We start from the raw sequence: 9,165 nt of genomic DNA on the forward strand, positions 1-9,165 counted from the left end.
CCACTCCTTTTCATCTATTATTACGCGACGGCGTCAGAATATCGAGAAAAATTTTAAAAAGAAATTGATTCAAAAAATGAAATTGAAAGATAATTGAAATCGGATAACACATTTCCTTGATTCCTGAAAAAGGAAATTTTGAATATCTCCTTTTTGTATAATGAGTGTAATCATATTGATCACGAACATTTTTTAAAGGAGGGAACGATTGGATGAGAATCGTGAAGATAGACCGATTGATAGTAGCATTGAGCATCTTTAGTGGACTTCTTGTATCCTTGGGTCGCTCGACGCAAATATATCCACAACAAATTAGTGGCAATGGGAATCTAGGGTTTCTTCCGCTTCTGTTACTTCTGTTACTTTTTCCGATTGGGATCGTTCTGATGTTGAAATGGATAAGAGAAGCGCAGTTACGTTTTTTATCCTTGATTGGTCTATCCACCAGCACGACAAATCTATCTTGTGTGTGGCATCCTTTATCAAATCGAACAGTTCAGCCAGTATCAAGTGTTGGTCAAACAACAAGTCATTGCAGATCGTGGAACGATTGATGGGGACTATTTAACGAGTATTACGTCGATGCCTTCGCCCTATATGAACAGTCAATACTTTAACGGCAATACCTTCTTGATTTACTGGGCAAGCATCTTATTAATGGCGAGCTTGATCGCATGGTGGACTCGAGAGGAATGGCAAATATCTGAGTCAGATTAAAAAATCGCGCGACATGATGTTACCAATGAATAACAAAAAGAGTCCTTCTCTCTCCTGTACCGTGCAGAAGAGAGAAGGACTTGCAAAGTTTTAGCGACTAGAAGTATTTAAAAATGATCGCTCTGCATCTTATGCAGCAATTGATCAAACGTTTCGTGGTCCTTTGATGTAAAGGCGCGGAAATAACGATCATCGATTTCCTCGATTTCAGGAGCGGACGTTTGGATCAACTTCGTTCCCTGTTCTGTCAACAAAACCCGCTTTTCTCGATTGATCCGTTTCCGGATGACGAGATGTTCAGCAAGTAATTTCTTGACCGTTTGTGAAATGGCGCCACTTGAGAGTTCAAGCGTTCGTTCAAGTGATTTTTGCGTCGCACTTTCTTGGTGATACAAGGTCATCAATAAATCGAATTGGGACTTCGAGAGTCCTTTTGGTCTCAACACATCGTTGACTTCTTTCGAATAACGGCCATGGAGTCGCTGAATGGCGTTCCAGTGCTGCATCGAGGATTCGAATGTGAAGGTCATATTTTTTCCTCCTCTTTCGTCACGCAGGGTTGAGCTTATCGAAGAAACGGACCAATTCTTCTTGTTGTCGAGCCGTCAAAGCGGCGAATTGTTCTTGATGAAACGTTCGTAGGCGGGCACCACTTCTTGTAGGATGGCTGTTCCTTTTTCCGTCAGCAGAAGATAGTTCGTATTCCATTTCCGTTGACGCGTGATCAGTTGCCGGTCGAACAGTCGTTTGATTCCGTGTGAAATCGTGCCCTCGGTCACTTGGATCCGTTCGGCGATTTCCTTCTGACTCGTGCATGAGGTCGTGTGTAAGCAACGTAATACTTCCAGATTCGTATGGGAAAGATCCCAGTGTTTTAAGAAATCGTTGGCACGCTTGATTTGTTGATTATGATAGGCCGCAATTTTATGCCGGCATGCCATTGGATATGTCTCTGTAGTTGTTGTCCTGGAGAACTTCTTAAATATAGAATGTACTGCTGTTGAACTAGTTTCACCATACCATATTAAAAATATCTCATGCTACTAGTTTGAGCGAAAAACCATCACTTTCCATTATTTCGATATACCTATAAAAAATCCTGATCGAATCAAATCCGATCAGGAAGTATACCGCTTGATAACGTGAGATACGAATCCTTCAATTGGAATCCATATTTCGTAAAGCACATCTCAGAGACGCGTCCTTGTAAGGTGATCGTCGCATAGTCGCCACGAATGACAAAAGACTTAAATTTTTTCACAATGTCTTGAATCAAAGCCTCGAGCAACAAACCACGTTCGCCAAGACCTTCTTCTCTGACATTGATTTCAATTAAAGAAAACGTACCATATTCTGTATTTTCCGTCTGTTTCGTACCTTCATAAAGAACGGTCAAATAGGATCGTTTCGAGACAAGCGATCGACTATTCGGTGGTTCAAGAATCGTAACGTAATAACTTAGTGAAGGGAGACGTAAGTTTCGAGTGACCTCAACAATCTGGCGTTGATTATTATATGCAAGGCCAACGATTTGTTCTTGTGGATGATTCGGCACTGTCAATCCTTCTTGCTTACAAACGGTTTGCCACTCGGCTTCTGGAATCCAGACAGCCTCTTCGGTTTTCGCTAAAGCTTTAAAGAACTTCACGTTAAACGGATGACCTCCTATATAAAATGACTAATCCCATCATGCCTGACGGGTAGATGAAAAACGATTTACAATCTGACGACAAATTTGTCTTCTTTTGCTATAAGTATACCTTGAAATTTCATTTTGAAACAGACTACATCTCGATGAATCTACTGTCTATACTGAATGTATCAAGTCAGGAGGCGAGTATATGAAAACAGTCGAAGGTCCATTTTTCCATGGCACGAAAGCGACACTTCAAATCGGTGACGAATTAAAGCCGGGACATGCATCGAATTTTCGAGAACATCCGCTTCAACATATCTATTTCACAGCAACGCTCGATGCAGCGAAGTGGGGCGCGGAGCTCGCACAATCTGACGCTCCAGAGCACATCTACCTCGTCGAGCCGCTCGGAGCGTATGAAGATGATCCGAATTTAACGAACAAACGATTTCCAGGCAATCCGACCAGGTCGTATCGTTCGACTGAACCTGTGAAGATCATCGCTGAACTCGGAACGTGGGAACGGCATGCGGACGAAGAGATTGAGACGATGAAAGCATCGCTTCAGCGGTTACGAGCAGAAGGGAAGGACACGATTATCGATTAACAAATCAATCTTACTCATTCCGTTTTTTGAAACTCGCTATTTCAACATCAACAGCTGATGATGAACTCTTTATTTAATCAACTAATATCATCATACAAGAGAAGGACATAATGGTACAATATGTAAAAAGGGGGTTATTCGATTGTCTCGCTACAAACAAGAAAAGAAACAAACACTCGATCATCTACGCGATGGTGTTGATCAAGGTCTTGGTAGTGCCGTACCTCGTGGACAAAACGACGGAATGCGCGGACTTGAGATGCTTGCAGTCGTCGTAATCCTTGGTGGAGGATATTTGCTATACCAATGGTTTTTCTAAAGTAAGAAGCATCATCCTTTCGAGGACGATGCTTCTTTTTGTTTGATTTCATTGACGATATCATCAAGCGTGACATGAGCCAGCACTTTCTCAAGGGCGGATTGTGCAAGCTCGAAGATTGGCGTGACCGTCGATTGGATGTTTCGTCCGACCGGGCAGTCTGGATTCGGTGCTGCATGGACGCCGAACAATTCCTTGTCCGGTACGACAGCGACAGCGTGATAAACGTCAAGCAGCGTGATGCTAGACAATGGACGGGCGAGCCGCGCACCGGCAACACCCGGACGAACTTCAATCAAATCGGCTTTTTTGAGCATGCTCATGATTTTACGGATGACAACCGGATTCGTATTGACGCTGTAGGCAATCAAGTCGGATGTCATTTTCTCGTCGGTTGCAATCAACGAGAGAATGTGGATGCCGACGGAAAAACGTGTACTGATGGCCAACCGATGACCCCTCCTTCTTAAAAACAGTGTTCTCTTATTATACGTCGTATTGTTCATTTGGCAAGAAACGGGGAATAGAGACAATAATGTTGACAAACACTTCAATTGTAACTATATTGGTTACATGTAATCAAAGTAGTTACATATCAAAAGGAGGAATCATCATGAACATTGGAGTTATCGGTGCAACAGGAAAAGCAGGGCAATTGATTCTACAAGAAGCAATCGAGCGCGGGCATGACGTCACAGCAATCGTCCGCAATGCGGCAAAAGTGACGGCTAACGTCACGATTCTCAAGCGTGATGTCCTCGCTCTGACGAAAGACGACTTGAACGAGTTTGACGCAATCGTCAATGCGTTTAACGCAGCACCCGGTGAGGAGACGAAACATATCGAAGTCGGGCGTCACTTGATCAATCTGTTAGCAGGCAGTAAGACGCGCCTATTCGTCGTCGGTGGAGCTGGTAGTCTATTCGTTGACGAGAGTCATTCGACACGCGTCATGGAAACACAGGATTTCCCGGAAGCGTATTATCCGACAGCCTCGAATATGGGGAAAAATCTGATCGAACTACAAGGACATCAAGACGTGACGTGGACGTATCTCAGCCCCGCTGGATTCTTTGATCCGAGCGGTCAACGAACAGGAACGTATTTGGTCGGCGGCGAGCAGATGATTCTAAATGCAAAAGGGGAAAGCTATATCAGTTACGCGGATCACGCTATTGCTGTAGTGGATGAGCTTGAAAAGGGACAACATCTCAACGAACGATTTTCCGTCGTTGGTGAACAAGGATGACGGTGTCAGACCGACGTATCTAGTCGGTCTTTTTTGATGAGCGGAGTGAGAGATACAGCGGAGGACGGATGGCGAATCAGCACAGTTTGCTTAAAATGAGAAGAGAAACGACAAAAGGAGCATACATCATGATGCGACGATGTTTTAGTATCATCAGTCTGTTAGCGATCTTGATCGACTGTACGACGTCGACGCAACCGTCTCGATTCGAACGTTCGGAACCAGTCGCGACGATTGAGGATCATTACACGGGACAAATCAATTGGCCGAGTGACGCCGATCCGTTGCTTGAGCTTCATGCCAAACCGTGATCTACATATTGTCGATCAAAGGGGCTGACTCAAAAAAAGAATGACTCGTCTTTTCACGCCCTTTCCTCAGGCGAGACACAAGCCAGTTTTCCTGCTTCATTCAAGCAGGAAATCGGGTCTTGTTTTTCTCTGACAGCGCATAATGCGCTTTTTCCTGTAGGAGTGGCGTGTGACGCGTCATTCTTTTTGTTAAAAGATAAGGGTGGCAGATCATCATTCTGCCACCCTTATCTTTGTAGAGACTGACTTTTGAGTCAGCCCCTTTTTGGTGACGTTAAATGACAGTCATTGCGCTCAAGAAGACGAAGAAGAACGTGATGCCGCTCGTCAAAATCAAAAAGGGAAGGACGATCAGTAATTCGAGATGCGGACGAAGACCGTAGTAAAGCAAAAAGAACAGAGTCAAACAGGCGGTCGTGATCGTCAACGCAAGAGAAGTCATCAAAAGATGAAGGGGTTCGACGAACGGAACGAGAGACGATCCTGTGATCGTATCGAAAGCTAAACCAAAGGACAGAAAAATGAGTAAATACAGAAGCGATTTTTGACGAAACATGTGGCATGTCTCCTTTTACTAAACGATACATTTAGTATAAAGCGTAGGTCTTCTTGTTTTACCTAACAAAAATGTAAGAAAGTGGCTGATTTCAAACAGCTGAATCTTTCTTGTATAACAATGTCAAACGCGTCATCAAAAAGTAGAGGAAAGCGGCGCTACTCGCGATTGCCTGAAAATAGATCGGTTGAAACAGACCTTTGAATACAAGTAACAGTACGCCACCGAGTAATAAGGCGATGCCTTGATTCAGGAGGAGGTGTGTTATCCAAGGTAGTGGACGTGAGCGAAATCGGAAGTAACGAATCGCGTCGGTCAGGATGCCACCGACCGTGATGACGATCGCAAACGACAGCAAGGTTTCGAAGACACCTGAATAATACCCAGAGTCTGTATCGGGCATAAGTCGTGGTGACAACGGAAGGTATTGGTAGAACATCAAAAAAATCCAATTACTCATCAGTAGTCGAAATGACAGACGGATCATGGTACTCCTCCTTTCCAGTCTTCATGAGGATGAATAGACGGGTGATCATTACATATAAAAAGGCAGCGACTACGTTTCCGATGAAAAATAGCGCGGGAAGTGCACTGAACAAGATGAACGCACCGGCAAACACGAAGACCGTACCTTGATGAACGAGGAGATGTGTCATCCACGGTAGCGAACGTTTCGTGAAGCGGACAGCTAACAGAGCGTCAGCAATCACGGTACCGCTGAAGAATAATAGCATGACAGCATCCAACTGTTCATTGACGAGCTGCACCGCGTAAGACAAAAACGGAACCATCATCGTCATCGAGCCAAACAATTGGAGAAACAGAAAAAAGCTGAAGACGGTCCGACCGAGCCACCCGAACAGATAGGGGAGGAATGATAAATACTTTCGCGCCGACTCGGAGACGATGAAATAGATCAACGCTACACCTGAACAGAATAAGATGTGAACAAGCGAAAACGAATTTGGTAGCATGAGCAGATAGAGGACAATTCTTGCGAAATGGCGGGACCGGCAAACAATAGACCAATCATAAAGAAGTCAGTGAAGGAAGTGTCGTATATTGCTGGATCACCCATCTCAAACCCAGCAATGAGTGCATACAAGAAAGCGAACAATATCGCGGAAATGAAACTGTTCTTTACGATAGATAACATGAGATAAGCCCTTTCCGACTGACGTTCAAAATAGTTTATACCAATACAATGTCAGGTCAATATGTGGATTGGCGAATTGTTTTAAACTATCGACACCGCCGAGCACGAACCCTTCTCGTTTGTAAAAACGGCAAGCAATCAAGTTATCGTCCTGTGCTTCGAGTGACAGACCACTCAACTCACGTTGCTGTGCCCATTTTGACGCAGCGACAAGCAATTGGTGTCCGACGCCTAGTTTACGAAACGCTTGTTTGACCGCGATGTTTTCGATATAGGCGAAACGGTTCCAGTCACGAACAAGGCGAATGTGACCGATACAAGAAGTGCCGGAAAAGGCGAGGAGGACGATTCGATTCTCGTTTTCGATATATGTCGTCCAATCGAGTCGATCGTCAGGGAAACGGGTTTCAGTAGCGGTTTCATAGAGTTCTTCCGTATAGGACCATGTGGTACCAGAAAACTGCGGAACGATGCGTCCGATAATTGGGAATGGATCGTTGGCATGGTTGACGAATGGAATGCTCTCGAACGATAGCGGTTGAATCGTTAGCTTTTCAGTCTCTTTCATTGTCATCCTCCTTCTGTCTATAGAGATCTACTTCACTCTATTCATCATCTCCTACAGACTGAGAATTGTCACGAGGAGAGATGCGAGAACAGGTCAATTTTCGAATGAACCAGGTTTTAATTTTTCTAAAAAAGGAATTGCTTCAAAGGAATTGCTTCAACAGGAACGAATACATAGTCAGAAGACGTTGAAACAGTACAGAAAGACAGCAGTAGAGGACGTGACAACATGAACATGGATACGGTCAATCAATATCTCGATGCCTATGGATATGGCGTTATTTTCATTTTTTTATTTTTTGGCATCGTCGGGATTCCAGCACCGGAAGAATCCTTACTCGTCCTGATTGGTATCTTAAGTGGTCAAAACGAAGAACGTTTAATCTATTCGATCTTGACCGCGTATGCTGGGACGTTCGTCGGTATGCTGACGGCATATGGAGCAGGGCGCTTCTTCGGACCGACCGTCCTACGGTACGGTCGATTCCTCGGATTGACGAAGGAACGCTGGGAGCGGGTGTCAAACGGCTACATGGAACGAATCAATCGAACGATCATCGGCGGTCTTTACATTCCGGGTGTGCGGCAGATCAATCCATATTTTGCAGGCCTGAAGCGGATTTCTTTCGGTCGGTACTTTTTTGTGTCAGCAATCGGTTCCGCGCTGTGGGTCGTACCCTTTGTCTTACTCGGTCATTTTGCAGGAAAGACATTTCATATCAAGCCGGAAGTCGTACCGTATTTCGGACTTGCCTTACTCGTATTGTTCCTGCTCGGAGTGCTCGTGAAATGGCTCAAGCGGAAGCGACTTGAGAAACGCGTCGTTTCAGGGAAAAACGAAGCGGGAAAAGAAGACTAAACGTTACTTCTTTTTTTGAAGGAACGTCGGAACAGTTTGAAGGAGTGGACGAACGATGCAAAAAATAGTGATCTTTCCTTTTTTAAGGATGCGATCCGGTCATCATCTGGTTGCCGAAGCGATCGCCGAACGACTGCAAGGTCCAGGGGTTGAAGTCAAGGAAGTAGAATTGCTCAGTACGATCAGCCCGTTTGCGGAATGGGTGACATCGAAGTTTTACCTGAACTGGATCCGACACTTCTCAAACGGCTATAGCCGTTTTTATCACCAGCATATTGCCGGACGTTCGAGCAATGCGCGGTCGACAGGGTGGACGTCGCATTATTTCCAACAACAGATGTTACGGATCATCCAGATGGAACAACCGGACGTCATCATCTGTACACATGCGTTTCCATCCTATCTCTTGAATCAATTAAAAGAACGAAACCTTTGTGACGTACCGGTCATCAATGCCTATACCGATTTATTCGTCAGCCGCGTCTGGGGAAAGACGCATATCGAGTATCATCTGTTGCCGAATCGTGAGGCAAGGCAAGAATTGCACGAGCATCATGCTGTACCCATTGAGCGCTTGTTCGTGACGGGTATCCCCGTCCATCCAGCAATCGCTGGCGGTTCCATTTTTCGCTCGACGCAATCACGCAAACAAATTCTTGTCGCAGGCGGAAACGGTGGACTAGGTCAACTCGAGACCTTACTGACGCAGATCGAACAGTGTCCAGAAGCAGATTTCCATGTCTTATGTGGGAAGAACCAAACATTGTATAAACGACTAGCTTCGCGACGTCATCCACATATCCATCCGCTCACCTATATCGATTCACGGGATGAGATGAATCAGTTGTATGAACGAATGGATGCGATCGTTACGAAACCGGGTGGCGTGACGGTTAGCGAAGCATTCGAAAAACGTGTACCGTTGTTCATTCAGCACGTCCTACCGGGACAAGAAGAGATCAATCGTACGTATTTGATGGAGAAAGGACTTGCGTTCGCATTTCATCAAACGGACACACTCGCGGACGTCATCCGTCGGACGCTTGAGAACCCAGACGTCATGCATGCTTGGCAACAAGCAGTCACAGTGTATCAAAATGATCGCGTCATGGCCGATCAGCGGTTCTTCGCGGAACGGATTGCGGGTTGCCTGCAAGACCGTCGCCGAAAAGTAAATGAATAAAAGGG

The 9,165-nt window shown here is 45.1% G+C and carries 15 protein-coding genes; 7 read left to right on the forward strand and 8 right to left on the reverse strand.

Going from position 1 to position 9,165, the window contains the following annotated elements:
- The first annotated feature begins 432 nt into the window (after positions 1-432).
- Positions 433-717, forward strand: coding sequence for a hypothetical protein (locus MKY22_RS07490; protein WP_341087917.1), 285 nt, complete (start codon positions 433-435; stop codon positions 715-717).
- Positions 718-824: 107 nt separating this feature from the next.
- Here MKY22_RS07490 and MKY22_RS07495 read toward each other — a convergent pair whose 3' ends face one another.
- From MKY22_RS07495 to MKY22_RS07505, 3 genes are all read right to left on the reverse strand, one after another.
- Positions 825-1,247 carry a MarR family winged helix-turn-helix transcriptional regulator gene (locus tag MKY22_RS07495; RefSeq protein WP_214729941.1) on the reverse strand — a complete coding sequence of 141 codons (423 nt, stop codon included), beginning with the start codon at positions 1,245-1,247 and terminating at the stop codon, positions 825-827.
- Positions 1,248-1,322: 75 nt separating this feature from the next.
- Positions 1,323-1,658: a MarR family transcriptional regulator gene (locus MKY22_RS07500; RefSeq protein ID WP_341087927.1), complete on the reverse strand. Its 336-nt coding sequence runs from the start codon at positions 1,656-1,658 to the stop codon at positions 1,323-1,325.
- 167 nt (positions 1,659-1,825) lie between these two features.
- On the reverse strand, positions 1,826-2,365 hold the full coding sequence (locus MKY22_RS07505) for a hypothetical protein (RefSeq protein WP_214729939.1): 540 nt from the start codon (positions 2,363-2,365) through the stop codon (positions 1,826-1,828).
- Positions 2,366-2,558: 193 nt separating this feature from the next.
- Here MKY22_RS07505 and arr point away from each other — a divergent pair, with 193 nt between their 5' ends.
- The gene (gene arr / locus MKY22_RS07510; RefSeq protein ID WP_214853434.1) at positions 2,559-2,960 is read left to right on the forward strand and encodes an NAD(+)--rifampin ADP-ribosyltransferase; all 402 of its coding nucleotides are present in this window, start codon (positions 2,559-2,561) and stop codon (positions 2,958-2,960) included.
- A gap of 142 nt (positions 2,961-3,102) precedes the next feature.
- Positions 3,103-3,279 (forward strand): hypothetical protein, encoded by a 177-nt coding sequence (locus MKY22_RS07515; protein WP_155960154.1) that lies wholly within the window; start codon positions 3,103-3,105, stop codon positions 3,277-3,279.
- An 11-nt stretch (positions 3,280-3,290) separates the two neighbouring features.
- Here the strand turns inward: MKY22_RS07515 and MKY22_RS07520 are convergent, their stop codons facing one another.
- Complete coding sequence (locus tag MKY22_RS07520; RefSeq protein ID WP_290778508.1) at positions 3,291-3,728, reverse strand: Rrf2 family transcriptional regulator; 438 nt, start codon at positions 3,726-3,728, stop codon at positions 3,291-3,293.
- 164 nt (positions 3,729-3,892) lie between these two features.
- Between MKY22_RS07520 and MKY22_RS07525 the strand changes: the two genes are divergently transcribed.
- Both MKY22_RS07525 and MKY22_RS07530 read left to right on the forward strand, forming a co-directional pair.
- Complete coding sequence (locus MKY22_RS07525) at positions 3,893-4,528, forward strand: NAD(P)-dependent oxidoreductase (protein ID WP_341087933.1); 636 nt, start codon at positions 3,893-3,895, stop codon at positions 4,526-4,528.
- A gap of 128 nt (positions 4,529-4,656) precedes the next feature.
- Entirely contained in the window at positions 4,657-4,839 is a 183-nt protein-coding gene (locus MKY22_RS07530; protein ID WP_214729935.1) for a hypothetical protein, read from the forward strand.
- A gap of 274 nt (positions 4,840-5,113) precedes the next feature.
- Here the strand turns inward: MKY22_RS07530 and MKY22_RS07535 are convergent, their stop codons facing one another.
- The 4 genes from MKY22_RS07535 to MKY22_RS07550 all read right to left on the reverse strand — a co-directional run bounded on the left by MKY22_RS07535 (position 5,114) and on the right by MKY22_RS07550 (position 7,119).
- Complete coding sequence (locus tag MKY22_RS07535; RefSeq protein ID WP_056061134.1) at positions 5,114-5,395, reverse strand: hypothetical protein; 282 nt, start codon at positions 5,393-5,395, stop codon at positions 5,114-5,116.
- A 91-nt stretch (positions 5,396-5,486) separates the two neighbouring features.
- Positions 5,487-5,855, reverse strand: coding sequence for a hypothetical protein (locus MKY22_RS07540; protein WP_341087943.1), 369 nt, complete (start codon positions 5,853-5,855; stop codon positions 5,487-5,489).
- Positions 5,848-6,369 (reverse strand): hypothetical protein, encoded by a 522-nt coding sequence (locus MKY22_RS07545; RefSeq protein ID WP_341087945.1) that lies wholly within the window; start codon positions 6,367-6,369, stop codon positions 5,848-5,850. Before MKY22_RS07545 ends, MKY22_RS07540 begins: the two co-directional genes overlap by 8 nt.
- Before the next feature lie 207 nt (positions 6,370-6,576).
- Positions 6,577-7,119 (reverse strand): GNAT family N-acetyltransferase, encoded by a 543-nt coding sequence (locus MKY22_RS07550; protein ID WP_341087948.1) that lies wholly within the window; start codon positions 7,117-7,119, stop codon positions 6,577-6,579.
- Between the two features lie 228 nt (positions 7,120-7,347).
- Between MKY22_RS07550 and MKY22_RS07555 the strand changes: the two genes are divergently transcribed.
- Both MKY22_RS07555 and MKY22_RS07560 read left to right on the forward strand, forming a co-directional pair.
- Positions 7,348-7,977 (forward strand): DedA family protein, encoded by a 630-nt coding sequence (locus MKY22_RS07555; RefSeq protein WP_312193356.1) that lies wholly within the window; start codon positions 7,348-7,350, stop codon positions 7,975-7,977.
- 55 nt (positions 7,978-8,032) lie between these two features.
- Entirely contained in the window at positions 8,033-9,160 is a 1,128-nt protein-coding gene (locus tag MKY22_RS07560; RefSeq protein ID WP_341087962.1) for an MGDG synthase family glycosyltransferase, read from the forward strand.
- The last annotated feature ends 5 nt before the right edge of the window (positions 9,161-9,165 follow it).

The sequence above is a fragment of the Exiguobacterium sp. FSL W8-0210 genome (assembly GCF_038006045.1).
Lineage (GTDB): Bacteria > Bacillota > Bacilli > Exiguobacteriales > Exiguobacteriaceae > Exiguobacterium_A.

Coding starts and splice junctions, on each gene's coding strand:
- MKY22_RS07495 (WP_214729941.1), bottom strand. CDS start 1,247: ATGACCTTCACATTCGAATCCTCGATGCAGCACTGGAACGCCATTCAG.
- MKY22_RS07500 (WP_341087927.1), bottom strand. CDS start 1,658: ATGGCATGCCGGCATAAAATTGCGGCCTATCATAATCAACAAATCAAG.
- arr (WP_214853434.1), top strand. CDS start 2,559: ATGAAAACAGTCGAAGGTCCATTTTTCCATGGCACGAAAGCGACACTT.
- MKY22_RS07525 (WP_341087933.1), top strand. CDS start 3,893: ATGAACATTGGAGTTATCGGTGCAACAGGAAAAGCAGGGCAATTGATT.
- MKY22_RS07530 (WP_214729935.1), top strand. CDS start 4,657: ATGATGCGACGATGTTTTAGTATCATCAGTCTGTTAGCGATCTTGATC.
- MKY22_RS07535 (WP_056061134.1), bottom strand. CDS start 5,395: ATGTTTCGTCAAAAATCGCTTCTGTATTTACTCATTTTTCTGTCCTTT.
- MKY22_RS07540 (WP_341087943.1), bottom strand. CDS start 5,855: ATGAGTAATTGGATTTTTTTGATGTTCTACCAATACCTTCCGTTGTCA.
- MKY22_RS07545 (WP_341087945.1), bottom strand. CDS start 6,369: ATGCTACCAAATTCGTTTTCGCTTGTTCACATCTTATTCTGTTCAGGT.
- MKY22_RS07550 (WP_341087948.1), bottom strand. CDS start 7,119: ATGAAAGAGACTGAAAAGCTAACGATTCAACCGCTATCGTTCGAGAGC.
- MKY22_RS07555 (WP_312193356.1), top strand. CDS start 7,348: ATGAACATGGATACGGTCAATCAATATCTCGATGCCTATGGATATGGC.
- MKY22_RS07560 (WP_341087962.1), top strand. CDS start 8,033: ATGCAAAAAATAGTGATCTTTCCTTTTTTAAGGATGCGATCCGGTCAT.